Source organism: Rhodococcus sp. G6(2025) (assembly GCF_058628105.1).
The window spans coordinates 7,460,660-7,484,141 of record NZ_CP179750.1; the positions used below are offsets into that span (position 1 = coordinate 7,460,660).

The 23,482-nt window shown below is 61.8% G+C and carries 22 protein-coding genes and 1 pseudogene; 20 read left to right on the forward strand and 3 right to left on the reverse strand.

The genetic code is table 11. The annotated features are described in order from the left end of the window. Positions 1–120: 120 nt before the first annotated feature. Positions 121–888, forward strand: a complete 768-nt coding sequence (locus ACLIVD_RS34560; RefSeq protein WP_283333086.1) for an IclR family transcriptional regulator — start codon at positions 121–123, stop codon at positions 886–888. A gap of 79 nt (positions 889–967) precedes the next feature. Here the strand turns inward: ACLIVD_RS34560 and ACLIVD_RS34565 are convergent, their stop codons facing one another. Continuing rightward, the gene (locus ACLIVD_RS34565; RefSeq protein ID WP_491931517.1) at positions 968–1,318 is read right to left on the reverse strand and encodes a hypothetical protein; all 351 of its coding nucleotides are present in this window, start codon (positions 1,316–1,318) and stop codon (positions 968–970) included. Between the two features lie 184 nt (positions 1,319–1,502). On the opposite strand from ACLIVD_RS34565, the pseudogene ACLIVD_RS34570 reads away from it, so the two are divergent. The 9 genes and pseudogenes from ACLIVD_RS34570 to ACLIVD_RS34610 form a co-directional block, all read left to right on the forward strand. Continuing rightward, positions 1,503–2,049, forward strand: a pseudogene (locus ACLIVD_RS34570) (IS1634 family transposase); the annotation flags it as partial. Positions 2,050–2,306: 257 nt separating this feature from the next. Further along, entirely contained in the window at positions 2,307–3,956 is a 1,650-nt protein-coding gene (locus ACLIVD_RS34575) for a flavin-containing monooxygenase (RefSeq protein WP_491931518.1), read from the forward strand. Next, entirely contained in the window at positions 3,953–4,249 is a 297-nt protein-coding gene (locus ACLIVD_RS34580) for a Dabb family protein (RefSeq protein ID WP_083849750.1), read from the forward strand. Before ACLIVD_RS34575 ends, ACLIVD_RS34580 begins: the two co-directional genes overlap by 4 nt. Positions 4,250–4,313: 64 nt before the next feature. Next, positions 4,314–5,183, forward strand: a complete 870-nt coding sequence (locus ACLIVD_RS34585) for an SMP-30/gluconolactonase/LRE family protein (protein ID WP_491931519.1) — start codon at positions 4,314–4,316, stop codon at positions 5,181–5,183. A gap of 222 nt (positions 5,184–5,405) precedes the next feature. After that, positions 5,406–6,854 (forward strand): aldehyde dehydrogenase, encoded by a 1,449-nt coding sequence (locus tag ACLIVD_RS34590; protein ID WP_317569451.1) that lies wholly within the window; start codon positions 5,406–5,408, stop codon positions 6,852–6,854. Between the two features lie 114 nt (positions 6,855–6,968). Continuing rightward, a complete protein-coding gene (locus tag ACLIVD_RS34595) occupies positions 6,969–8,222 on the forward strand; it encodes a CaiB/BaiF CoA transferase family protein (RefSeq protein WP_491931520.1) in 1,254 nt (417 codons plus the stop codon). A gap of 256 nt (positions 8,223–8,478) precedes the next feature. After that, positions 8,479–8,649, forward strand: a complete 171-nt coding sequence (locus tag ACLIVD_RS34600; protein ID WP_491931521.1) for a hypothetical protein — start codon at positions 8,479–8,481, stop codon at positions 8,647–8,649. A gap of 415 nt (positions 8,650–9,064) precedes the next feature. After that, entirely contained in the window at positions 9,065–9,265 is a 201-nt protein-coding gene (locus ACLIVD_RS34605) for a tautomerase family protein (RefSeq protein WP_005264727.1), read from the forward strand. Positions 9,266–9,596: 331 nt separating this feature from the next. Then, entirely contained in the window at positions 9,597–10,397 is an 801-nt protein-coding gene (locus ACLIVD_RS34610) for a crotonase/enoyl-CoA hydratase family protein (protein ID WP_011595734.1), read from the forward strand. A 544-nt stretch (positions 10,398–10,941) separates the two neighbouring features. On the opposite strand, the gene ACLIVD_RS34615 is transcribed toward ACLIVD_RS34610, so the two are convergent. Continuing rightward, a complete protein-coding gene (locus ACLIVD_RS34615) occupies positions 10,942–11,073 on the reverse strand; it encodes a hypothetical protein (protein WP_491931522.1) in 132 nt (43 codons plus the stop codon). A 12-nt stretch (positions 11,074–11,085) separates the two neighbouring features. On the opposite strand from ACLIVD_RS34615, the gene ACLIVD_RS34620 reads away from it, so the two are divergent. Then, a complete protein-coding gene (locus tag ACLIVD_RS34620) occupies positions 11,086–11,259 on the forward strand; it encodes a hypothetical protein (RefSeq protein WP_283333093.1) in 174 nt (57 codons plus the stop codon). A 375-nt stretch (positions 11,260–11,634) separates the two neighbouring features. Here ACLIVD_RS34620 and ACLIVD_RS34625 read toward each other — a convergent pair whose 3' ends face one another. Next, positions 11,635–12,885, reverse strand: a complete 1,251-nt coding sequence (locus ACLIVD_RS34625; protein ID WP_491931523.1) for a TetR/AcrR family transcriptional regulator — start codon at positions 12,883–12,885, stop codon at positions 11,635–11,637. 666 nt (positions 12,886–13,551) lie between these two features. Here ACLIVD_RS34625 and ACLIVD_RS34630 point away from each other — a divergent pair. From ACLIVD_RS34630 to ACLIVD_RS34670, 9 genes are all read left to right on the forward strand, one after another. Beyond that, positions 13,552–14,325: an enoyl-CoA hydratase-related protein gene (locus ACLIVD_RS34630; protein ID WP_005264718.1), complete on the forward strand. Its 774-nt coding sequence runs from the start codon at positions 13,552–13,554 to the stop codon at positions 14,323–14,325. A gap of 19 nt (positions 14,326–14,344) precedes the next feature. After that, positions 14,345–15,511 (forward strand): acyl-CoA dehydrogenase family protein, encoded by a 1,167-nt coding sequence (locus ACLIVD_RS34635; RefSeq protein ID WP_491932956.1) that lies wholly within the window; start codon positions 14,345–14,347, stop codon positions 15,509–15,511. A 2-nt stretch (positions 15,512–15,513) separates the two neighbouring features. After that, positions 15,514–16,587: an acyl-CoA dehydrogenase family protein gene (locus tag ACLIVD_RS34640; RefSeq protein ID WP_283333096.1), complete on the forward strand. Its 1,074-nt coding sequence runs from the start codon at positions 15,514–15,516 to the stop codon at positions 16,585–16,587. Next, positions 16,584–18,200, forward strand: coding sequence for an AMP-binding protein (locus tag ACLIVD_RS34645; protein ID WP_491931524.1), 1,617 nt, complete (start codon positions 16,584–16,586; stop codon positions 18,198–18,200). The genes ACLIVD_RS34640 and ACLIVD_RS34645 overlap by 4 nt, the downstream gene beginning before the upstream one ends. A 45-nt stretch (positions 18,201–18,245) precedes the next feature. Beyond that, on the forward strand, positions 18,246–19,877 hold the full coding sequence (locus ACLIVD_RS34650; RefSeq protein WP_491931525.1) for a flavin-containing monooxygenase: 1,632 nt from the start codon (positions 18,246–18,248) through the stop codon (positions 19,875–19,877). A 138-nt stretch (positions 19,878–20,015) separates the two neighbouring features. Continuing rightward, positions 20,016–20,186: a Dabb family protein gene (locus ACLIVD_RS34655; RefSeq protein WP_491932957.1), complete on the forward strand. Its 171-nt coding sequence runs from the start codon at positions 20,016–20,018 to the stop codon at positions 20,184–20,186. Between the two features lie 12 nt (positions 20,187–20,198). Continuing rightward, positions 20,199–21,065 carry an SMP-30/gluconolactonase/LRE family protein gene (locus ACLIVD_RS34660; RefSeq protein WP_283333100.1) on the forward strand — a complete coding sequence of 289 codons (867 nt, stop codon included), beginning with the start codon at positions 20,199–20,201 and terminating at the stop codon, positions 21,063–21,065. 695 nt (positions 21,066–21,760) lie between these two features. Further along, positions 21,761–22,099 (forward strand): WhiB family transcriptional regulator, encoded by a 339-nt coding sequence (locus ACLIVD_RS34665; protein ID WP_491931526.1) that lies wholly within the window; start codon positions 21,761–21,763, stop codon positions 22,097–22,099. Positions 22,100–22,227: 128 nt separating this feature from the next. Then, complete coding sequence (locus ACLIVD_RS34670) at positions 22,228–23,052, forward strand: TspO-related membrane protein (RefSeq protein WP_317569439.1); 825 nt, start codon at positions 22,228–22,230, stop codon at positions 23,050–23,052. Positions 23,053–23,482: the final 430 nt, after the last annotated feature.

The following is a 23,482-nucleotide window of genomic DNA, read 5'->3' on the forward strand; positions in this document are numbered from 1 at the left end:
GCGAAGGATGCCCCGCATCACTTGGAAAGTGTTCCAGAAACGCCAGAGATACACAATAGCGAAGCGGACTACGTATATACGCTATCTAGTGAGCGTGGATGCCATTGCTACGCTTTCGCAATGACGGAAACTTCTCCGGCCGCCGGAGCTGTACCTTTCGAGCAGGTTCCCGAGCGTCCCCGCCATCGCATGATCGACCGGGTCGCGGCAATCCTCGAACTCGTCGCCCGCTCCGGTGCCGGTCTCACCCTCACGGCCGTGGCAAAGGCTCTCAACGCCCCAGTGAGTTCGGTGCATGGGCTGCTCAACGGTCTCGTCGCCGTCGGCTACCTCGACGAGCGCGACCGTATCTACACCCTCGGTACAGCGCCCTACCTGCTCAACGTCATCGCGGGACGCCCCCCGGTCACGTCGATAAGTCACGAACAGCTCCAGCAAGTGCACGCCGAGGCCGGACTGACCATCGCGCTGTCCACCTCGGTGGGCGACGACCTGTTCTACGTTGACCACGTCTCCTCTGAACCGGAGTACGCGTACCTGGCGGAGAACCGCCTGCGGCGCTCCCTGCTGCGCACGTCCGCGGGGTGGCTGCTACTGGCCGACCGCGAGCAGCGCGACATCTGGGCCTACCTCAACTCCCGCCCGGTGGCCGACGCCGACTACATCGAGCAGTTCCTCTACGCCCTCGAGGCACTACGGGCGACCGGCGTGTGTGCAGCCCCGGGCGTGGCTGTCGAACGCGGTGACGGCGTGTCGGTGGCTCTCCGGGAACGCGGCCGAACCATCGCCACACTCGGTGTGGTCGGCGTTCGCGAGACGATCATAGAGCGGCGCGACGAGCTCGTTAAGATCTGTCTCCGGCACGCCGAGGAGTGGGGCTTTCGCTGACCGCTAGGCGCGCGACTCCGTGCGAATGCCGAGTGCACGAACGTTCTCACAAGATGTAGGACGAACGCGATCTCTCGTGTCAACGCCCCTGATACTTGCCGGCGCGTTTGCCCGCGAACGCCGCCAGCGCCTCACGGTGGACCTCGCTGTGATGCGCGCGCGCCCACAGAGCGGCCGACAGCTCGAGAGCAGTGACTCCAACGGCTGGTGCTGGGACTCCCGCAACAGGAGAGCTTCGTGCCACTGGGGTCGTTCCCGGTGCGGCGAAGAACGCGCGGGGCGAGGCGACCCGCAGGTTAGTCGAGCCCACGACGTTGATGGCGGTGGCAGGGGCAGGATCGACGCTGATCAGACGCGTCTCGAGCTGGAGCTGGAGCTGGAGCCGGAGTCGCAGGTCTGCGCGGGCGGGGATGCGGTGGTGCGCTCGCACTCCAGCGAGGTCCTGTGGGCCGACCTGGCCGGGACGTACTAGGCGCTGGGGTTCGATGAGATCGGCGATGAGACATTCAAAGTCGCTAGTGTGCGCCCGACTGATCGAGCCGAACGGCAAACTCGACACGACCGGGCGCTCGAAGACATCGGCGTCCAGGCACGCCCCGAAACACGATCGACGCCAACCTGCGGGGCCGTCGTTCATCGTCGCCTCCCGAACCTCCAAGGCCCCCAGGGAAACTCGAGGATCACTTCGGCCGCCGCGGTAACACTATCGCCGAAGGTGACACCGCGGAGCTGACCCGCTCGATGGGCCAGGGCCCTGACCGGCGCGACCGCAGGGTGGTGCGGCACTAAAAGTGGCAGCGCGCCCAACGCGACCGGCGCACCACTAACGCGCAGATCGACCGCACCCGGCGCGTAGGCGACCGGGCAGAACCACTACGAAGGTAACGATCCGTCAAGGTCACCGGACAGAGCGTCATCCTGGATGAGGCATCAATCGAGCGGGCCCGCCAGTCCGCCGGCCACAAGGGCTACGTCACCGACATCGAGCCGACCGCGATGGTCGGAAAGGCGGTCGTGGCCACCTATCACACCCTGCGGAAAGTCGAGCAGTTCTTCCGCCTCGCCAAGTCCGAACTGAAGGCCCGACCGGTCTTCCACCGCACCCGCGAGTCGATCGAGGCGTACCCGACCATCGTGCTCGCCGCTCCAGCCATCGCCCGCCCGCGCCGCGCGGCCAACGCAGCAAAACACTACTGAATCGTCCGTGTTTTACGTAGTTATGAATTATTCTCTTTAGTTGCGGACTTGAAGCCTGAAGCCTATGGTGTACACCACATCCCAAGCGAGACTTGGTCGCAGTCACACAGGTTCCAGGTCTCGCTCCCCTCCAGCTCGTTCGGCCCTCTAATCACCTCTGTTCAGAGGGCTACAGCGAGCGGCAACCCTGCCCCATCTCAGCGTTCGAAAGGTCCAAATCGATGACCGCAATCCACGCTCCAAAGAACGACCTGGCACAGTCTGCAGAAACACCTACCTATGACGTCATCGTTGTCGGTGGTGGTTTCGGTGGCATCTATCAGCTACGCCATCTTCGGGACCGGGGATTCTCTGTGATCCTCCTTGAAGCCAGTGGCGGTTTCGGCGGGGCATGGAGCCTCAATCGCTATCCGGGAGCAAGGGTGGACAGCCACGCACCGGTATATCAGTTCACTGACGAATACCTCTGGAAGGATTGGGACTTCTCGCAGATGTACCCCGATCATGAGGAAATGCGTAGCTATTTCAATTATGTTGATTCCAAACTGGACCTGAGCAAGGACAGTCGATTCAACACTAAGGTCGTGGGCGCGACGTTCGACGAAGAGCAGCGGATGTGGAACCTCGAAACACAGGACGGAGCCACTTTCCGGGCAAGGTTTGTGGTGTTCGCTACAGGGTCGACCACGGAACCCTACACACCATCCATCCCAGATATGGATGCGTACCAAGGAGAACTGGTTCATACCGCCCGATGGCGTTCCGATCTGGACATGACGGGAAAGCGCGTCGCGATTATCGGAACTGGCGCAAGCGCTGTTCAGGTAGTGCAGGAAGCAGGCCCAGTAGTCGAAAACCTCACGGTTTTCCAGCGCACTCCGAATATTTCGTTGCCTATGCAACAGAAGTACTTGGATGATGAGGAACAAGCCGCCCTGAAGAACAAAATGCCCGAGGTTGCCGCGAAATGTCGCGAAACCCACGCAGCGATCGACTACGACTTTGACCCCCGGAGCGGTGTCGAAACCCCAGAGGACGAGCGCAATGCTGTCTTTGAGCGCCTATGGAATCAGGGCGGATTCGCATTCTGGCTGGGAAATTTCTCGGACTATCTATTCAATGACGAAACAAATGCGCTGACATATGAGTTCTGGAAGAACAAGATCAAGCCCCAGATCAAAGACCCAGTCAAAGCAGAGCTGCTGGTCCCAGAAATCGCCCCTCATCCCTTCGGAGCCAAGCGGCCGGCCCTCCATCAAAACTATTATGAGGTGATGAACCAGACGAACGTCTCTCTTGTCTCCACCAAAGAGACCCCGATCGTCGGATTCACCGAAACTGGGATTCGCACAGCCGACGGAGTCGAGCACGGCGAGTTTGACATTATCGTTCTCGCTACAGGCTTCAACAACAACACCGGCGCACTAACCTCGATCGACGTTCAGAACGCCAATGGCGTCACTTTACGTGACAAATGGAGCCAGGGCGTAGACGCGTACCTCGGAGCAGTCACAGCCGGGTTCCCGAACGCCATTTTCGTCTACGGCCCCCAGAGTCCTGCTGCATTTGCGAACGGGTCCACGAACGCCGAGCTTCAGGGCGAGGTCATGGTCGACTTTTTCGAATTTCTTCGGTCAAACGGACTCACCCGTTTCGAATCGACAGTTGAAGCGGACAAAGCTTGGACCGCGCACATCAACGAGACCGACGACACGGCGCTATTCAATCGGGCGAAGTCTTGGTACAACGGGGGCAACATTCCGGGCAAGAAAATGCAGATGCTGCAGTATCTAAACGGCGTACCGACATACTTGCAGTTCTGGCAGAAGGAAAAGGAGTCCGGATATACCGATGGGCTGACCGTGTCATGACTTTTCATCACTTGGTCGCTATATCATGGACCCGGTCGATCGATGACTCGAATATATCGGCTTTCGCAATTGCGCTTGATCAGCTGTCCGCCGAATGTACAGAACTGCTACATGCCTACGCTCATGGAAGAGACATCAGTTCGCGCGACGTGAGCAGCGACTACGGGATTTCCGCTGCGTTTCATGATCCAACAGGCTACGCCGAGTACGACGTGCATCCTGCTCATATTCGCGCAAAGGAGCTGCTCTCCAAGTTCGCGGCGAAATACACCGTAGTGCAATTTGAGGCGTGACCAGCGCCTAGGATGCGTTAACTCGAAGCTGCAATCGCCATATCTACCACCGAAAGGGCAGGCAATGAAGAACCATTCACTGCAGACAATATCCAGTGGGCATGGCTACCTCGAAGCACCACGCTGGCACGATGGTCGACTATGGGCCAGCGACTTTTTTGGCAAGCACGTCCTTCATTTCGAAGAGGACGGCAGCCACACTGCATTCGCGACGCTCGAAGAGTCACCGTCTGGGCTCGGTTTCCTACAGGATGGATCGGTCTTAGTGGTCCTCTTGGATCCGACGAAGAAGAAGGTTGTGCGAATCGCGCCCGACGGATCCGTCAGCGAGTACGCCGATATCGCGCATATCGCCCGCGGAATGGCGAACGACATGCTGGTATCGCCGTCCGGACATGCCTACATTGGCAACTTTGGCTTTGACCTCGGGGCTGAGGATCCGAAGGCGACAACTTTGGCCCACGTAACACCCGAGGGCAACGTAAGCAGAGTTGAAGGCGATGCGATATTCCCGAACGGAGCTGCTCTTAGTGCGGACGGTCGAACTTTGCTCCTCGCGGAGACCTTCGGTCACCGGATTGATGCTTTTGACGTAAACGCCGATGGTTCTTTGACTAATTTCCGAGTGTGGGCACAACTCGACGAGAGCATGCACCCTGACGGGATTGCACTGGACACCGAAGGTGGCGTCTGGTTCGGCAATGGCGTGACCAACGGTCCGGAGAGCGGCTTCTATCGCGTTGAGGAGAGCGGCGAGATCACCGATTCCGTTCTCGTGCCTGACGCCTGGGCTGTTGCGTGCACGTTTGGCGGAACAGACCTGGATGTGCTGTACATGTTTTGCAATGCGACCACTCTCGAGCAGTTCGGTCAAGGTAAGTCACAAGGCACCGTCCGCACCGCGCAGGTGAATCGACGTGGCGTCGCACAGTAGGCCGGCCTGATCTCCCTAGATGTGGGCCGTCCGTACGGAGTTCGATCTGGCCCGAGACGGACCGATCGGTACGGTGCCGAGCAGTCATCTAGTCATTCGCTTCAACTGTAGACGCTCCAGCGCTTTGCCCTTCGTTTGGCTGCGGCAGCGCATTGACCGTAATCGTCTTTCGTAAGCAACCTTGGAAGACAAGGTATATGACCACTTCAGAGAGGTTACATTATGCCCCCAGCCGGTGGCGCCGACCGCAGACAGTTTTATATTAACGGTCAGTGGCGAGAAGCTGTCGACCCAGAATTATTTACTATTGCAGAAGCAGCAACCGAGCGGCCGCTGGGCGTTGCCGCAATGGGTGGTCCTTCGGAGATTGACGAAGCTGTTTTGGCCGCGCGGGCGGCACTCGACAACGGCCCCTGGGGGCGTTCCACCCCGCACGAACGGGCCGAGACTATGCGGCGGTTCGCCGATAGCCTCGAGCGCCGAGGAGAATCCACCGCGCGCTTGGTCAGTCAGCAGAATGGCATGATTAGGCCTTTATCGATTATCAGTAACGCTGCGGCCCCGGTAGCGATACTGCGTTCAATGGCTGAGCTCGCCGAGGCACGGACTTTTGAGACTCGCCGCCCCAGCAAGAAGGGGCACACCATTGTGCGGCAAGAGCCAGTCGGTGTTGTTGGTGCAATCGTTGCGTGGAACTATCCTCAGTTGCTGGCTATGGCCAAGATCGCTCCTGCTCTCGCCGCTGGGTGCACTATCGTTTTGAAACCAGCCCCCGAAACTGCGCTTGACGCCTACGTGCTCGGGGAAGCAGCGGAAGATGCAGGTCTGCCGCCTGGAGTCCTCAACATTGTTGCTGGTGGCGTCCGCGCGGGCGAGGCCCTTGTGGCTCATCCGGGTGTGGACAAGATTGCATTTACCGGGTCAACGGCTGCAGGGCAGGCGATAGGCGAGGCGGCAGGCCGGTCCCTTAAGAGGGTATCGCTCGAGCTCGGTGGCAAGTCGGCGGCCGTTGTGCTCCCTGATGCGGATCTGGATGTCTTCGCTAGGAGCCTGGACGACGCTGTGTTCAAGAACGGGGGGCAGACGTGCACCACAAACTCCCGTATCTTGGTTCCCCATAGTCGTTCCCGGGAAGTTCTAGATGTCCTGGCTGCCTATGTGGATGATCTGGCGATGGGGGACCCGCTTGACGACGCGGTCACTTTGGGCCCGATGGTGAGCGATCGACACCGAGAGCGAGTTAGAAACTATATCCGGCTTGGGGAGTCTGAGGGATTCCAGCTTGTCCGTGGCGGCGCCGAGCCGCCTGATGGCCTAACGCGAGGGTGGTTTGTTTCGCCTACTATTTTTGGAGGCGTGGACAATAACAGTCGACTGGCACAGGAGGAGATATTCGGTCCTGTCATCTCCGTTATCCCGTACGGGTCCGAGGATGAGGCCGTTCGTATCGCAAATGACACCGTCTTCGGTTTGGGCGGGGTCGTCTTTACTGAGGATCACGAGCATGGCCTAGATATCGCGTCACGTATCAGGTCGGGCACAATGGGGATCAATTATTTTTCGATGGACATGGGCTCCCCCTTCGGTGGCGTGAAGCACAGCGGAATAGGGCGAGAGTTCGGCCCTGAGGCGCTGGATTACTATCTTGAATACAGGTCCATCTATGTCTAGTCGCCTCGGAGCCTTCCGACCCCACTCCCTGTTCAATTGGATGCCTAGTGGCTTCATGATTTACCTTCCCCCTCGGCCGGCCCGACCCTTCAATACCCACCAGAATGAGCAGCCATGACCAACTCGACAGTCAACGCCCTTTCGGCCGACGCCTGGGACGCCTCTTCCAATTCAGCCGCGCTGCCTCCGCGGACTGGCGCGCTCACAGACATTCGCGTCGTCGACCTGTCGCGGGTGCTCGCCGGACCACTGTGCGGGCAGATGCTCGCTGACCACGGTGCGGACGTAACGAAAGTAGAGCCACCAGCCGGCGACGAAACCCGCGGTTGGGGCCCGCCGTTCGTCAGAGAAGACCACAGCACGTACTTCGACGGGCTCAACCGCAACAAGCGCAACATCAGCGTCGACCTACGAATCGAGGAAGGACAGCAACTCCTGCGCCGAATGCTCGCCGAGGCCGACGTCGTGATCGAGAATTTCAAGGCCGGGACGCTCGAGAGGTGGGGCCTGGGCGACGAAGTACTCGCCGCGGAGTTCCCGCGCCTCATACACTGCCGGATCACCGGGTACGGTACCGACGGGCCGCTTGGTGGCGCGCCCGGGTACGACGCCGTGCTTCAGGCACTGTCCGGGCTTATGAGTATCAACGGCGAAGCTGACGGCGAGGCGATGCGGATCGGGATCCCGCTGGTGGATATCATCACCGGCCTCAATGCGATGAACGGCATCCTCATGGCGCTGCACGTGCGGCGCGAGACCGGGCGCGGGCAGCTTGTCGACCTCGCGCTGCTCGACAGCGCGGTGTCGATCCTGCACCCACACGCCGGCAAATGGTTCGCTACCGGCGTCGCGCCGGAACGCACCGGCGTCGCCCATCCCACCATCTGTCCTTACGAGACGTTCATCTGCAGTGACGGACCGTTCTTCATTGGTGCCGGCAACGACCGGCAGTTCCGCTCGCTCGCCAACGCGTTGGACGCGCCGGGGCTCGCCGAGGATCCACGGTTCACGACGAATACCGATCGTATGGCGAACGCAGTACAGCTGCGCAAGGTCCTCGGCGGACTCATCGGCGGTTGGCAGCGCGAGGCCCTGGCCGCCGCGCTTCGACTGGCCGGTGTTCCCTCGGGGGCCGTGAACAACGTCGGGGAGGCACTCAACCTTCCGCAGGTGCGGCACCGAAAGATGGTGATCGAATGCGACGGGTACCGAGGTGTCGGCGTACCAGTAAAGCTGTCCGAGTCCCCCGGTTCGGTGCGATTCGGCCCTCGCCACCGCGGCGCCGACACCGACGCTGTTCTCGACGAGCTCGGATTTTCCGAGAACGAAGTTGCGTCTCTACGCCGCTCCGGGGTATTGCCGGAGTAGCGGGGCCGCAACACCCGTGAAATCCGTCATTCGGGAGCGTTCCGAGGACGGCATACCGATTGCAGCACAGTGGATACGAACTCCGGTCCGTTGTCCATCCGCAACATCAGCGGCGGTCCACCCCACAGCGCGAACGCCTCGTCCAACCCGATCCAAGCGAGCCATCGCACCGGCCTGGAAGTAAGCGACCATTGAAACCTTCGTCGCCCCACACTGCCCATTCGTGGTCCCCGTCGAAGACACCGAGCAGCACCGCATGCTCGGGAGGCTCGAAGTAGCGGTCGGAGACCGGTTCCAGCAGCACACGCTTCTCCGTGAGACGAACCTGCCCGAGCCCGTCGACTCGCAGAAGTCGCGCCGTCGGCCACTCCCGCAGCGCCTCGGCGTCGTCGCGCAGTGCGGCGGGGCGGTCGCGGCCACCACGTGAAGCCGCGGCCAGTCGCGATCGAGTTCGATCATAGATTCACGCCCAATCTCGTAATGGTGTTTCACAATTGCTCAGAAAACTCATGTTCGTACCGCGCGCTTTCGCCCATCAACCCTGAAGGCCCCGGAGGGCTCGCCTTCCAGGCACCGTCCTACCGACGCGTTGTCAACGCGGTTATTCCACAGATGATCTCATCCACCATGAAGAATGGCTATCTGACACTTGCTTTACTGCAAGCTAAGTGACACGACACACCAACCTTGTATCATCATATTCGTTGCACCCCAACCTTTTTAATCGATACTCAAGGCTGTTACCCTTGGCCGTGGCACGGTTCCCACCGATCAACTGATCTCGATTAGCGAAGCGGTTTGTCGAGTGCCTTTCCCCAACAAAAACCCTCAAGGAGCACGCTATGCCGCTGTTGCATGTGACCCAGACCCCCGGCCAATCCGCCGAAGCAAAGCGTGAGCTATTGAAAAAGCTGACCGCTGCATACGTGGACGCGACAGGAGCGAAACCGGCAAGTGTCTGGGTGACGATCGAAGAAGTGTCGAAGGACGATTGGGCCATCGGCGGTGAGACTCTGACCGAACGAGCCTCGAAGCCGGCCTGACCGACTTTCGGCGAGCGACTCCGACTTCTCGTTCGGCCACCTCGGTCGCGCGAGAGGCCGGAACCCACCCTCGGTTCTCACTGAACGTCGGCGCCCCCGATCAACTGGACGTGGTGCCCTCCGCTCAGCAGGTGAGCGGAGGGCACCACGTCGACAAACTCGTCGATGCCATCAAATGTTGCGGAAACGGCGTAGTCGGCGTTGCCGTCCTTGATTCCGAGATCTCGGCCGTGCCGATACTGAACAATCTGCGGACTGCAGCCGAAGTCGGGACCGACAACTATAAGTCAGTCATCGTGACTGATTGACCCTCACACAAGGAGCAACTTTCATGGATGATCCCGTTCTCGTCCAGCGCGACGGTGTTATCGAGACCTGGACAATCAATCTGCCCGAAGAGCGCAACCCGATCTCCGGCGAGGACGTGATCGACGCGCTCGTAGCGTGCGTGGCCGCTGTCAATGCCAGCCATGAGACCAGAGCAGTCATCGTGACGGGCGCCGGTTCCGCGTTCTCGGCGGGCGGTAACGTGAAGGACATGGCGGAAGGCCGCGGGCTCTTCGGAGGCAAGCCTCACCAGCAGCGCGAGGGCTATCGGAAGGGAATTCAACGTATACCTCGGGCGATGTACAACTGCGACGTCCCCCTGATTGCGGCGGTGAACGGCCCCGCAGTGGGCGCCGGCTGCGATCTCGCGCTCATGTGTGACATGCGGATCGCCTCCGACACGGCCTTCTTCGCAGAAAGCTTCGTCAAGCTGGGCATTATTCCCGGGGACGGTGGAGCGTGGTTGCTGCCACGCGCGATCGGCGCGGCCCGCGCTGCCGAGATGACGTTGACCGGGGACCGCGTCGACGCGGCGACTGCACTGGAATGGGGGCTGGTCTCCCGGGTCGTCGCCCCGGAGCAGCTGCTCGACGAGGCGCGCGGGCTGGCGGAGCGCGTAGCGGTCAATCCGCCGAACTCGGTGCGGATGGCAAAGAAGCTTTTGCGTGAATCCCAGCATCTGAGTCTCGATAGTTTGCTCGAGTTGTCCGCTGCCATGCAAGCGCTGTCCCATCACACCGCCGACCACCGGGAGGCCGTCAGCGCGTTCATGGAGAAGCGTCCGGGTTCCTTCACAGGTGAGTAGCACCTGAATCGCTCGAGGCTGGGTCGGTATCACCGGAGAATGACCGCCCAGCCGCCCGCGAGCTCAGTATGAGAACCACGAACGAGCAGATTTATCACCGCCTGACCCAACCGAGCCGGAGGACATTGCGCGTGCCATCGTGGCATTGATCGAATGCTTCAACTAACCCCGGAGGTGATGACAGTGATTCCGATCCCCCGTACGGGTTGGGCGACAGCTGGATGGTGTGGACACCTTGGCTGGTGCCCATCGTTCTCTGGTGGAACTCCTGGCACTGACCCAGTACCTACCGCGCGCAGCTGACATGACTATGGCGGACCACATCACCGCTGTTCCGGAATAAGCGGACCGTCTTTGGCCAGGTCACGGGCTTAATCGGGCGTATGCGTCTGATCGCGCCCATGCTGGCCACGGCCGGCACACTCCCGGACAACACGGACCGTCCGTGGAGTTTCGAGATGAAGTACGACGGGTGCCGGATGCTGGCCTCGGTGGGCGGCTGCGAGCCGGTGCTGTGGACCCGCGCCATGAACGTGGTGACACCTCATATCCCGAGATCGGCGGCCGCGGACGCATCGTTCTCGACGGCGGGGTCGTCGTACTCGATCACGGCAAGCCCTCGTTCGGCCTGCTCCAGCGGCGCATGGGGATTGCACACGCGACGAAGCCGTTTCAACGACGAATCCCTGTGACATTCTCACCCTTTGACGTCCTGGCGTTCGACGACCTGGACATCGTGAGCGCGTCCTACCTGGATCGGCGGGCGGAGCTGGCCGAGCTGGAGTCGATCATCCAGAACGTCGGCGGCCTGCCCATCACCGTCCCCCGCACTGGGAAAATCAGAGCAGCAGAATCATGCTAAATGCCGCGAACAGTGCTGGAATGGAAGGAATTTTGGCCAAACGGTCGACATCGATCTACCTTCCGGGCCAGCGGAGCCGAGCCTGGATCAAGCACGCAATCCGGACTCGCAGTTCGGTTTTGGCGATCGGCTTCGTCGGCTGCAGCCGGTCGGTTGCCGTGCTGATCCTCGGAGCGTACGACGCTACTGGTAATGCGGGATATTCAAACCTGCGGAGTGCCGATCGATGATGGAGAGCAAACCAGGGAGTCGGTGTTGCCCGCGCTTGTCACGTTGCGTCGACTTGGGGCGATACCTAGATCATGAGGGTGAGGAAAGCCGCGATAGGTACCAGCGCTCTTGTCGCGATCGCAACCATCGCCGGCGCCTACTCGGTTATTCATCACGCCGCCGACCCGATCGTGCCGATGGCATCGGGGTATTTAGAAGAGCATTCATCGAGCACGCAACAAGCTCGTCGGGGAACTCGGCGTGTCGTGAGAGGTGCGGAATACGGACAAGATCGTTGAGTGCTGTGCGAACCGCATTCACCAGCGCGAGTGCGTCTGCCTCGGTGACTTCTGAACGCGAGGTTCGTAGCCATTTGACCCATTCGGCGAGGTCGTCCTGGCGGATTCGCCGATCACGCTCGGTAGCACTAGCGGGGAGGTTGAGGGCTTCGGTAACTGAAACCGCGAACAGGTCCGTTGCTTCGGTTGCGATACGAACATAACCTCTCACGAGGCCGTCGATGACCTGTTCATCGGAGGCGCTGTGATGCATGGCCCTGGAGCTCTCCAGGGCCATCCATTCCTGTACTCGGATGATCATGGCGGAAAGGATGTCGGCCTTGCTGTCGAAGTACCGGTAGACGGCAGGGCCTGCGATGCCGAACTCGTCGAGGCTGACTCCACCGAAACCGCGCTCCCGGAACGCGCGCGCCGCTGCTGCGATGATCTGTTCGCGACGTGATGTACCTGGTCGTTCATTTGCGATTGGAGCCTCCGCCGCTGGCGCATCGCGGGACTCGGGTGACGCTGACGCGCTTTCGGGGGTATTGATGGCTGCCAACGCAGCAGACACCAGCAGTGGGGACAGGCGACGCTGTGACAGTGACCGGTCGTAGTGCCCTGGGCTGGTGATGATGCTCACCGCCATCCACGCGCGTACGTCGGCACCGAATCTGCTCTTGGAGGGATCGGCTTTTTCAATGGCCCTTCGCACCGCGCCTCCGATGCGACGAGTACCCTCGCGCACTCGCTCGAAGTCATCGGCGGTGAGGTGCCGTGCTTCTCGCTGCCATAGGGGGCCGAGTCGAAGGCTCTCCAGTGATGCCTCGACCATCCGCGTCAATAACTCCTCTAAGCTGCAGACGCCGGTTTCGGAGCGCTCGGCGGATTGGGCTGCCATGAGCAGTCGGTCCTGGTCTTCGAGGACCACCTGCGACAGTAGATCCTGCTTGTTGGCGAAGTGCCGGTAGATCGCCCGTGCGGTGACGTCGGTTGCCTCGGCGATGTCTTCCATCCGCACGGCGTGAAACCCGTATTTCGTGAACAATTCACTGGCGTTGTGGAGTATCTGCGCACGCCGGTCACGGGGTCGCCGGCGCGTGGCAGCGGACGTCTTCACAGTTTGCGATGCGGTCACGACGCCCCTTTTCCTCCTCGAGGCCCATACGGATGCACACGATGTCCGGACTGGCGGCGCAGCCGTTGATACAGCCTTCTGACGATATACCGGCGGCGGACGGTCCCCCCGCAGTACCCCGCACTACCGCCGTTCGAGGGCCGATCGGACACAATGCCTCCTTCTACGCGGGGCGGCGCAGGCGCACTGCGTACGAGCGTAGGTGAAGTCTCCACTACGGCCGCAGTCCGAACAGCATGCACAATTTTCGATAAGAGTCATGGACAACTTCCGTTACATGATGCTACGTGCTTGATTCGATGAAAGATACGTTTGCCTGACATTTTCGGCTCAACACTTAGCGATGCGCCCCTCGCATTGCCGCGGTTCACTAGCGGAACGGCAGCTCTTCCTGCGCGGCATTTGCGGCCTCAACAGGTCATATGCTTCCGAATGGACGAAAAATCAACCATGCATCCTCAGAACTCTCTAGCTCTGAGCAGTTTCACATCTTCAGATACGAGCTATTGACATATCTAGGGAGTGGGGCCTACTAATGTGAGTAGAAGCACACCCGGTCGTGGCGCAAACCACTAGGGATCAAGGACATGCCGCCTCACGGAGGCGACCATCCGCACCCGGCCGGTCACAGCTCCTGCTTACGCCCGTTCGAACAAAGGAACCTCGATGAAGGATCTGCAATTTCTGCAATGGAAGACCGATCAGAAGGTAGGCACGGTCTGGCTTACCCGCCCACCGGTCAACGCGGTCACCCGCGAGATGTACGCAGAGATCAAGTGGTTCTTCACCCACACGGAGGAGTACCTCCCCGAGGCTCGGGCGATCGTCTTGACCGGCGCCGGCAAGCACTTCTGCGGCGGCAACGATCTCACCGAATTCCAGACGATGACGCCGGAAAACGCCGGTGAGCGCATGCTTGCGGTCCGTGAAGCGTTCTGGTCGATCTACGATTGCCCGTTGCCGGTGATCGCAGCTGTCCACGGAGTGGCCGTGGGCACCGGATTGGCCCTGGCAGCGTCGTGTGATCTGGTCGTGGCAGCCAAGGGCGCCACCTTCACGCTTCCCGAGGTCAACGTCGGTGTGATGGGCGGCGCCAAACATGCCTCACGCCTGGTACCGCAGCAGTTGGTCCGCTATCTGCACCTCACCGGCGAACCGCTGTCTGCCGAGGAACTCGCGCAGCAGGGCGGCGTCTTGAAAGTCGTCGATCCCGATCAGCTACTCGACGTAGCCTACGACGTGGCGGCCAAGATGGTCCGGCACTCGCCGGTCACGTTGCGGTTCGCCAAGCGCAGCCTCAACGCGATCGAATACCAGGACCTCAAGGGCGGCTACGAGTTCGAGCAGGGTCTTTCCGGCGAGTTGTCCGCTTACTCAGACGCCAAAGAGGCCGTAGCAGCATTCTTCGAGCATCGCGCACCGGCCTACACGGGAGCTTGAGATGAATGCTGTTTCACCTGTGCCGGTCGAGCAGATCACCGAGATCGCCGATCTGCGGCGCGAGGCTCGGAGGTGGCTTGCCGAAACAGAGATCCCCACCGTGCCGTTGGAGCTGGAGGAACGGTACAACGTCCTTCGTCGATGGCAGCGCACACTATTCGATGCCGGATGGATGGGGCTGGGATGGTCACGTGAAGCGGGCGGACGTGGCCTCACCGCGCGGCACCAGCAAGTCTTCTCCGAGGAGCTGGCGCGCGCTCATGCACCCGCCCCGATCGGATTGATCGGCCTCGATGTGGTCGGCCCCTCGATCCACCGGTACGGTTCGTCCGAGCAGCGCTCCCGTTTTCTGCCACCGCTGCTCGCGGGCGAAGACATCTGGTGTCAGGGGTTCTCCGAACCCTCTGCCGGCTCCGACCTCGCATCACTGCGGACCCGCGCTCTTCGCCACGGGGACAAGTACGTCGTCAACGGACAGAAGGTCTGGACCAGTTGGGGCAATCAGGCCAGTTGGTGCGCATTGCTGTGCCGCACCGACCCCGACGCCGAACCCAAGCACGCCGGCATCTCCTACCTCATCGTCGACATGAGTTCCCCCGGAATCACCGTCCGTCCACTCGTCCAGATGACAGGCGATGCCGAATTCTGTGAGGTCTTCTTCGACAACGTCGAAGTCCCGGTCGGCAACCTGGTCGGCAAGGAAAACGACGGCTGGCGAATTGCCCTCGACACCCTGTCTCAGGAACGTGGCAACTATGCAATGCGCCGACAGGTGGAGATCGGCTGGGGTGTCGAGAAGACGATCGACGGACTACGAGGCACCTCCCGGGAATCGACGACCAATCGTCGGATCAGCACCGCCATCGGAGAGTCACACGTGGCGCTGCGGGTGTTGGATGCTCAGATCCGCCGAACTGTGCAACGCCTGATCGACGAAGAGGGACCACATCCGCTCGACTCGATCGACAAGCTCGTCCTCAACGACGCAGAGCAGGTGGTCGGCCGCGCCCTCGCCGATCTCCTCGGACCGTTCCGCCTCGACACCGAATCACAACCTCTCGGGCTGAACGCCGCGCAGTTGATTCACGATCACTACTTCTCGCGTGCCGCATCGATCTACGGCGGTACATCACAGATCCAACGCAACATCGTTGCCGAGCGACTGCTCGGCCTACCCAGGAGCTGATGATGACTCTCACCGTAGCTGACGTGGACCTCGTCACCCCGATCCGCGAATTCTTTGACCGCCGTGTCACATCCGACTACCGCCATGCCCTGCTCAGCGGCGGCGGCTGGGACCCGGAGCTGATGGCCGAACTCGACGACCTCGGCTGGTCCGAGCTGACCCGCCCCGAAAACCGCGGTGGTCTAGGAATCGACCTGACCGCGGTCGCCGGTCTGATCGCCTTGGTCGGTGATCGGCTCGTACCCGGCCCCCTGGTCGAGCAACTGATCCTGCCGGCGTACCTCGACATTCCCGACGGTTCGCTCGTCGCCTTCGCCGACCCTGCCGTCACCCTCGACTGGGCATCCTCGATCGGTTCCGTGCACATGGAATCGGGGCAGATCCAGGGAACGATCGAACTCGTACGCTTCGGCGGCGAGGCCGACTCGCTGGTACTGGCAGTCGACGGCCCGGACGGACCGGCGCTGCTGCTCCTACCGGGCAGTGACCCGGCGCTGGTGCTCACGCCGATCACCAGTTCTGATCCCACATCGCATTACGTGCGCCTGGAGATCGCATCGCGAACTGTCGCCGACGCCGAGATCCTCGCCACCGGAATCGAAGCGGCCACACTCCTACGACAGATCCGGGCATGGTTCCGGCTTCTCACCGCGTGCGAAATCAGTGGTATCGCCCGCCGCATGCTCGAGAAAACTGTCGAGTACGTCGCGCAGCGCCAGCAATTCGGCAAGCCCGTCGGATCCTTCCAAGCCGTGAAACACATTGCGGCGTCGATGGCACAGGCGGCCATCTCGATGGAGGCGCTCTGCGAGGCAACGGTTTCCGATATTGCCTCTGCTGAGGTTGATTTCGACATCGAGATGGCAACGTGGACGGCCAAGGCTTATGCCGCCGGCGCCGGACGACAGGTGGTCGAGGACGCCTTGCAGTTGCATGGCGGGATCGGCTTCACCACCGAATACGACCTACACTGGTACTACCGGCGCGTCCTCGCCCTGCGGACCTGGTATGGGGACGAGCACGAACTCCACGCACTCATCGGTTCGCGGCGCCTGACCGACGGAGTCGACCGATGATCACCGCAACCCACACCGATTCCGCGCGCCGCGACCGCTACCTCACCAGCGGCGAGTGGAGCCACAGCACGATCGATTCTGCTCTGGCCGAGTATGCACACCATCACCCCGATCGGCTGGCTGTGGTCGATGGCGATCGTCAGGTCAGTTATGCCGAACTCGACGCCATGATCCGCCGGTTGGCCGGCGTGCTACTCGAGCGTGGGATCCGGCCGGGCGACTCGGTGGTGTGGCAGTTGCCGAACTGGCTCGAAGCGATCGTCGTACATCACGGCGCGCTGCGGATCGGCGCCGTCTCCACCCCGATCATCCCGATCTATCGACATCGCGAAGTGCAGTTCATTCTGAAGCAGTCGCGAGCGCGTATCGCGTTTGTGCCCGGCATGTTCCGCAGCTTCGACCACCGCGGGATGTTCGACGAGCTGGCGCCCACGCTTCCCGACCTCGAGCATGTGATCACCGTTCGCGGTTCCGACAACGAGTTCGACCACCTCCTCTCGGGCACAACCCCACTCGACAATCCCGTCGAGCACGCCAGCACCGATATCGCATTGCTTCTGTACACGTCCGGAACCACCTCCGATCCGAAGGGTGCTCTACACACCCACGAAAGCCTGGATTACGAGAACCGGAGCATCATCGAACTCTTCGATGTAACTGGCGAGGACATCGTGTACATGCCCTCACCGGTCGGTCACATCACCGGAATTCTGTACGGACTGCAGTTGCCGTTCATGCTCGGCAGCCATGTCGTGTTCCAAGATATCTGGGACCCCGGCGCCGGCCTGGAGTTGCTGCAACGCCGACGCTGCACGTTCGTCATCGGTGCCACACCCTTCTTGCACGGACTGGTACACCACCCGGATCTCGCCGAGTACGACATCGCCCTGCGGGTTTTTGGTTGCGGTGGCGCCGACGTACCCCCCGAACTGATCCGGCAGGCCGAGGAGCAGCTGGGCTGCACCGCGACCCGCATCTACGGATCGACCGAATTCCCGACTCTGTCCGGCGGAAACGCGAGCGATCCGCTGGACAAGCGCGCCACAACAGACGGGCGTCCTATCGGGTCCGCAGAAGCGAGGACTGTCGATGAGCACGACACTCCGGTCCCCCCGGGCGCGGTCGGCGACCTGCAGGTTCGTGGCCCTGACCTGTTCACCGGATACCTCGATTCGAGACTCAATGCGGATGCCTTCGCCTCGGGTGGCTGGTTTCGGACCGGTGATCTGGCGGTGATCGACGAGGACGGGTATATCCAGATCACCGGTCGGCGTAAGGACATCATCGTCCGGGGCGGGGAGAACATTTCCGCCAAGGAGATCGAAGACCTGCTCTTCGAATATCCCGGTATTGCCGACATCGCGGTGATCGGCATGCCCGACCCGATCATGGTCGAACGCATCTGCGCCTATGTGGTACCGAGCGACCAGGCGCATCCACCTGCGCTGGACGAGCTCACGTCGTTCCTGCGCGAACATCGGATGGCTACCCAGAAGCTGCCCGAGCGGCTCGAAGTCGTCGAACAACTACCGCGGACGGCGACGGGCAAGATCCAAAAGTTCGTCCTGCGTGACCGAATCCGGGACGTTCTGACCTCCGACAACGCTGTCTGATCGCGCTCCCCCATCTCCCTCGTACCCCTTCCGGAAGGAAATTCTGTGAACACCACACTTCTCGAGGAGCTCGACGTCCTCGTCATCGGCGGCGGCTTCTCCGGCGTCTACCAGCTCGACCGGCTGCGCACCCTCGGCTACAACGTCAAGATCTACGAAGCCGGCACCGGACTCGGCGGCGTCTGGCATTGGAATTCCTATCCAGGTGCACGCGTCGATACCTGGGCGCCGGTCTACCAGTTCTCGCGTGAAGAGCTCTGGCGCGACTGGAACTGGAGCGAGATGTACCCCGGTCGTGACGAGCTGGTTCGCTACTTCGAATACGTCGACGAGAAGCTCGACCTGAGCAAAGACGTCCGCTACGAGACCCGTGTCTTGGCAGGCCGATTCGATGAAGAAACCCATACGTGGACATTGGTCTCCCGCAACGAGCGCACCGGTGAGGAATTCACCACCCAGGCGCGGTTCGTGATCATGTGTCTCGGTGCCGGCTCCAAGCCCCTCTTCCCCAACATCCCTGGCCTCGAGAAGTTCGGGGGCGACTGCTTCCACACAGCACGCTGGCCACTGGAGGGCTACGACCTTGCGGGCAAGCGGGTCGCCGTCATCGGCACCGGAGCCAGCGGCATCCAGGTAATCCAGGAGGCCTCGAAGGTCGCAGATCATCTGACGGTGTTCCAGCGCACCCCCAACACCGCGCTTCCGATGAATCAGCGGGCGCTTGGCGAGGCGGACAATGCCGAGATGAAGAAGACCTACCCGGAGCGATTCGCCAATCGCAAGAACACCTGGGCCGGTTTCGATTATGACTTCCTCAAAGAGAACATCCAGGATCTGACCGAGGAACGTCGCAACGAAATACTCGAGGAACTCTGGACCAACGGTGGACTGCAGCCGTGGCTGGGTGGCTTCCTGAATGTCCTGTTCGACAAGGACGACAACGACATCCTGTACGCGTTCTGGCGGGACAAGACACGTCAACGTATCACCAGGCCGGAGCTGGTGGAACTGCTTGCACCGACTGAGCCGATCCATCCGTGGGGCGTCAAGCGTGTCTCCTTGGAGCAGAACTACTTCGAGATCCTGTGCCGTGACAATGTCAAGCTCGTCGATACCTCTGCCGATCCGATCCGGGAGGTCACCAGTGACGCCATCGTCACCGCGGACGGTACCCGACACGAAGTCGATGTCATCGTGCTGGCCACCGGCTTCGACTCGGTCACCGGAGGCTTGACTGCCATCGATATTCGCGGCACCAGAAATGAAACCTTCGAGGAGGTGTTCCGCGGCGGCAGCCGTACAGCACTAGGCAAGGCGACAGTGGGCTTCCCGAATCTCCTGTACGTCTACGGACCCCAGAGCCCGAACGCATTCTGCAATGGTCCGACATGCGCCGAACTTGAAGGCGAACATCTGATCCAGATCGTCGAGCACATGCGGAACAACGGCTACACCCGTATCGAGGCCAAGCCGGAAGCCCAGCAATATTGGGGTGCGCATATCGCAGAGCTGACCTCGGCCACCCTGTTCCCGCTGGCCAAGTCTTGGTACATGGGCGCCAACGTGCCCGGCAAAACCGTCGAAATGCTCATGTATCCCGGCGGTCTTTCGGTATACCTCGAGATCCTCGAGAAGGCTGCTGCCGGTGGATATCAGGAGCAGTTCGAACTCGTCTGAACTCACCTGACCCGCCACCCGATCGGAACCCGAGGGTCGACATGCTCATGCATGTCGTGACATTCACCTTCACAGCCGTCCATCTCGACCAGTTAAATCGACGAATTCCAAAAGAATTTCGAATTTTTCGGCGACCAAATACCATACGCGCGCAATGTCCGACACGGTATCGACCTCGGAAAGCGACCGAACAACGTCAGCTACGCACTGGTTGCCCATTTCCAGGACGAAGCCGACTTCCAGCAGTATCTCGACCACCCTCTCCGCAAGGAGCTGACCCAGTCCAGTACCTCAACCCGCACGGACTAAGGAGTTCACGAGATGGCTACCTACCAACCCACAGTATTCTCGACCGGGCATCAGTTTCTCGAGGCACCTCGCTGGCATGACGGAAAATTCTGGGCCAGCGACTTTTTCAGCGAACAGGTGCTCACCTTCGCCGAGGACGGCACCGCAACGCCGATAACCAAAGTGCCCGGTCGACCGTCCGGACTCGGTTTCCTACCCGACGGGACCCCCCTTGTCGTCTCGCAAAACGAGCGGTCGGTGTATCGCATCACCGCCGGCGGCAAGCTCGAGCAGTATGCCGACTTCAGCGCACTGGCTGGAGGGATCGGCAACGACCTGTATGTGTCACCGGCGGGCGACGCTTATGCCGGCAATTTCGGATTCGCGCTCGGTGAAGAGGATCCGAAGCCGACTCACCTCGTTCACATCCGGGCCGACGGCAGCGTCTCGCAGGTTCCTGGAGATCTGATCTTCCCCAACGGCTGCGCACGTACCCCCCGTGGCACCCTGCTGGTCGCGGAAACCTTCCCGCACCGCATCAGCGCGTTCGACATGGCGGAAGATGGCGGTCTGACCAACCACCGAGTATGGGCGCAGCTCGACGAATCGTTTCATCCCGATGGCATCGCCCTCGATAGTGACGGCGGCCTCTGGTTCGGGAACGCCTTGACCCTCGGCGCCGACAGTGGCTTCTATCGGGTCGTCGAAGGCGGCCAGATCACCGATAAGGTCGAGGTCACCGACACGTGGGCAGTGGCGTGCGCCTTCGGCGGAGAGAACCTCGACACCCTCTACCTCTGCTGCAACACAACAACGCTCGAAGAGTTTCACGAAGGACGCTCGACCGCTCATGTGGCCGTCGCGCAGGTCGGGCGCACCGGAGTTCCGGCGTCCATCTGAACGTGAGGAGACAGGCGTGAACACCACGATCGTCACAGAAGGCCGGGTTCATCGCGGGCGATCTTTTCGACCGCCGATGCCGCTCACGCCGACCCGCCCGAAGCCCTCTCGTCGGGTATCCACCGACGCCGTCGCCGGATGTCTGCCCTCGAACACCGCCGGAGAAGCGCCGGATTTCCGTCCGGCCAGTCAGGCAACATCTCGATCCCGGACGTGGCGGATCAGGCTCCCACACCGGTCGCCGACGACGCTACAGAACGAGACGGCGGATGTGATGCCAGTTACTTTCGAGCGATACCCTTCGGTAACGTTCGCCGTGTCGCTACCATCAATTGCACACCGTTTACCACCTCGTCAGAGGTGATCGAGTGTGGATCATCCGGGTTCGTCCCGGTCCCACCGATGTCGAGCCCAGGCATCAAATGCACCGACACGACCTGCGGACGTGGTGCCCGCCGGTCACAGTCCCGGACCCAGGTCTGTCGCTACCGCTACCCGACCGCCGCCTCCCGGGCATCAGAAGTGACACCGCGATGTGTCGAGGGGTCTTGTCGCACAACACCTTCGGATGAAAAGCACTACGCCGTGGTTGTTTCCCGGGAGGCGGCAACAAGCCCAGGTCCGCCAGCCACGCACGCTCCGCCCATACCGACGGATCGGCCCACCGGTCCCCTCCGAAAGCGACCCACCCCGCTGTGCCTGATCATTTCCACCACTCCCCCGACCGGGACTGGCAACACCGCGCGTCCTGCCGCGGCACCGACACCAACCTGTTCTTCTCCCCCGACGGTGAACGCGGCCACGACCGCGCCCGACGTGAGCGCGCCGCCAAACAGATCTGCCAGGACTGCCCCGTACTCGAACGGTGCCGAACCCACGCCCTCACCGCCACCGAGACCTACGGCATCTGGGGTGGCATGTCCGAAACCGAGCGCACCCGCCACACCCGACGCACCCGCGTCCCGGCCCGCCGCCGCGACGCCACACACGCTCCGGCACCACACCACCACCGCTCTCCCTGCTCGCGCACGTGACGAACACGACATCGATACCCCGGCACGGCTCCGCACCGGAACCTGCGAACGTCTCTCCACAAACCGGCCGACGGCACTCCTGAAGTCCCTATCGTCGACAACGGGCGTTCTCCCGCAAAGGAGTAACCATGAGCGGATCGATCGAATCATCCCCGAACGACGAGGCCCGTGTGCTCGTCGTGATCCTCTCCGCGGTGGTGGCGGTCGTGGGTTCGATCATCGGCTCAGGGGCGCTGGTGGGAACCCCGATCTCCCAGGTCGCCGACGGCGCCCTCGCCGCCGACGCCACCGCAGTGGCCCCCGGCGGGCCCGCCTTCTCCATCTGGACCCTGATCTACCTCGGGTTCCTCGCGCTCGCGATCTGGCAGGCACTGCCCGCGCACCGCACCGATCCTCGGCAACGCCGCGCCGGGTGGTGGCTCGCCGCGGCGATGATCCTGAACGCGGCGTGGATAGTCTGCGTGCAGTTCGAACTGCTGTGGCTCAGCGTCCTGACCATTCTCGCGTTACTCGCAGTGCTGGTTGTCGTGTTCGACATCCTGACCAACATGAAGCCGTCCAGTCGTGTCGAGGCGATCGTGGTCGACGCCACCGCGTTCGTGTACCTCGGATGGGTGTGTGTCGCGGTGGTCGCCAACATCGCTGCCGCCCTGGCCGCCGCCGAGATCGATCCGTTCGCTCTCGGGGCCGATACCTGGGCCGTGCTCGTCCTCACCGTAGTCGCCGTGGTCGCCGTGGTCCTTGCCGTCGCCGGTCACGGACGCTTCACCGTCACAGCAGCCATCGTCTGGGGGCTCGTATGGATCGCCGTCGCGCGGACCACCGGCGACGGTTCCACCTCACAGCCCGCCGCCATCGCCGCGCTGACGGCCGCCGCGCTGGCCATCGTCGCCACCGCGATCGCCCGGCTACCCCGCGCACGTTCCGGCGAGCCCACGGTCACGAACCCGTAATCGCGTAGTGCTTGGCAGGTCGACCACGAGCGATCCGCAGTGGCCGACAGATTCCCCCGATCACACCCGTCCTGGCCGCCCACAACTGCGCCCGCATCTTCTCCTCGAAACACTGGTCTACCGACGCCGAACATGGAACGTCCCCGACGAGAACGAAGTCGTCCTGTGCGGAGGTCAACCAACCAGGGGACGATAACTCTCGAGCTCGAGAAGCGACCTCACGCATCCCGCTTCCGCCACGGCCGTCACCTCGTCGAGGTAGGCCAGGACGGGCCGGATCGGCGGCCGAGGTCGTGCCCGGGTCGCAGAACTGGACCTCCAGACGATCACCGGCCGTGGTCGCGTCCCTACTGACTGCACCGACATTCGAGTTGTACCGCGCAGTCCCGCTGTGCCGTTAATCGAGCCAGGCTCGGCTGCGCGACCATGA

Coding starts and splice junctions, on each gene's coding strand:
- ACLIVD_RS34560 (WP_283333086.1), top strand. CDS start 121: ATGACGGAAACTTCTCCGGCCGCCGGAGCTGTACCTTTCGAGCAGGTT.
- ACLIVD_RS34670 (WP_317569439.1), top strand. CDS start 22,228: ATGAGCGGATCGATCGAATCATCCCCGAACGACGAGGCCCGTGTGCTC.
- ACLIVD_RS34630 (WP_005264718.1), top strand. CDS start 13,552: ATGAAGGATCTGCAATTTCTGCAATGGAAGACCGATCAGAAGGTAGGC.
- ACLIVD_RS34590 (WP_317569451.1), top strand. CDS start 5,406: ATGCCCCCAGCCGGTGGCGCCGACCGCAGACAGTTTTATATTAACGGT.
- ACLIVD_RS34600 (WP_491931521.1), top strand. CDS start 8,479: ATGCTCGGGAGGCTCGAAGTAGCGGTCGGAGACCGGTTCCAGCAGCAC.
- ACLIVD_RS34580 (WP_083849750.1), top strand. CDS start 3,953: ATGACTTTTCATCACTTGGTCGCTATATCATGGACCCGGTCGATCGAT.
- ACLIVD_RS34660 (WP_283333100.1), top strand. CDS start 20,199: ATGGCTACCTACCAACCCACAGTATTCTCGACCGGGCATCAGTTTCTC.
- ACLIVD_RS34645 (WP_491931524.1), top strand. CDS start 16,584: ATGATCACCGCAACCCACACCGATTCCGCGCGCCGCGACCGCTACCTC.
- ACLIVD_RS34640 (WP_283333096.1), top strand. CDS start 15,514: ATGACTCTCACCGTAGCTGACGTGGACCTCGTCACCCCGATCCGCGAA.
- ACLIVD_RS34610 (WP_011595734.1), top strand. CDS start 9,597: ATGGATGATCCCGTTCTCGTCCAGCGCGACGGTGTTATCGAGACCTGG.
- ACLIVD_RS34595 (WP_491931520.1), top strand. CDS start 6,969: ATGACCAACTCGACAGTCAACGCCCTTTCGGCCGACGCCTGGGACGCC.
- ACLIVD_RS34575 (WP_491931518.1), top strand. CDS start 2,307: ATGACCGCAATCCACGCTCCAAAGAACGACCTGGCACAGTCTGCAGAA.
- ACLIVD_RS34605 (WP_005264727.1), top strand. CDS start 9,065: ATGCCGCTGTTGCATGTGACCCAGACCCCCGGCCAATCCGCCGAAGCA.
- ACLIVD_RS34585 (WP_491931519.1), top strand. CDS start 4,314: ATGAAGAACCATTCACTGCAGACAATATCCAGTGGGCATGGCTACCTC.